Origin of the sequence: Flavobacterium xinjiangense (genome assembly GCF_900142885.1) — a bacterium.
GTDB lineage: Bacteria > Bacteroidota > Bacteroidia > Flavobacteriales > Flavobacteriaceae > Flavobacterium > Flavobacterium xinjiangense.
Genome location: NZ_FRCL01000033.1, coordinates 1 through 1,258, shown reverse-complemented (window position 1 = coordinate 1,258; position 1,258 = coordinate 1). Strand labels below are relative to the sequence as shown.

At 30.2% G+C, this 1,258-nt stretch carries 1 protein-coding gene; it reads left to right on the top strand.

What is annotated here, in order from left to right; translation table 11 throughout:
* The first annotated feature begins 238 nt into the window (after positions 1–238).
* The gene (locus BUC23_RS17150; RefSeq protein WP_073211914.1) at positions 239–1,246 is read left to right on the top strand and encodes an IS110 family RNA-guided transposase; all 1,008 of its coding nucleotides are present in this window, start codon (positions 239–241) and stop codon (positions 1,244–1,246) included.
* Positions 1,247–1,258 lie beyond the last annotated feature (12 nt).

Below are 1,258 nucleotides of genomic sequence, written 5' to 3'. Positions count from 1 at the left end.
TTGTGGGCACAGTTTGCAAAACTGCCTTTACTTTGTATTTGATAAAAAATATTAAATTTATTCAAAGGAAAACAGAGGTGAACTATCAAAACCGCCAAGTTCATGACTTATTTAGCGCATTAGTCCTCTGTCTTCTCCTTGAATCCCGTTGAATTGCTTCAAATAGAATGATAGACATCAAGGTCTAATAAAGGCTCTAAAGAAGTTCAACATTTTTGTATATCCTAAATTCAAAGTTATGAAAAACTATTTATTTTACGTAGGTATTGATATTTCAAAATCAAAATTGGATGTAGTTATTTTAGAAAAACAAACGCCCAATGTGGCTAATCATTTCATTGTAGAGAATAATTTAAAAGGTATTAAAGAAATTTTAAAAAACTTAATAAAACAGAAAATAGATTTGACTACCGTTTTGTTTTGCTGCGAAAACACAGGTATTTATACATTTCCTTTGAGTAGTCATTTATCTGAAATCAACCTTGATTTCTGGGTAGTTCCAGCCATAGAAATCAAACGATCTAAAGGAATTTCCAGAGGTAAAAATGACAAGGCAGATGCAAAAGATATTGCTTTGTATAGTATTCGAAATATCGACAAACTAAAGCTTTCGACTTTGCCTGAAATGGTAATTCAACAACTAAAATTGCTTTATACTGAAAGAGAAAAAGTGATGAAATCCTTTAAGATTTTTGAGGCTACAAAAGAAAATATTGATTTTATGCCCAAACAAGTTTACAAATCAATAGTAGGAATAAATAATAAAACGGTGAAGTTTTTAAAAGTAACATTAAAAGCTATTGAGAAGGAAATGAAGGCAATAATATCTAATCAATTGGAATTGAAAAATCAATTTGAATTGATTAAAAGTGTTCCTGGTATTGGAGATAAAACTGCTATTTATATGCTCATTGCAACAAGAGGATTCACGGCTTTTGATAACGCAAGAAAATTTGCTTGTTACGCTGGAACTGCACCATTTGAATATAGTTCAGGTTCGAGTATCAAAGGGCGAACAAAAGTAAATCATATGGCGGATAAAAAAATGAAGTCAATATTACAAATGTGTGCTTTAGTTGCCGTAAAACATGATCCGCAACTCAAAGAATATTATGAAAGAAAAAAAGGTGAAGGTAAGAACGCAATGCTGGTTTTAAACAATGTGAAATGTAAAATTATAGGTCGTGTTTTCTCTGTAATTAACAGACAAACTCCCTACATAAATACATATAAATTTGCCTGTTAATTTTTAAATTTT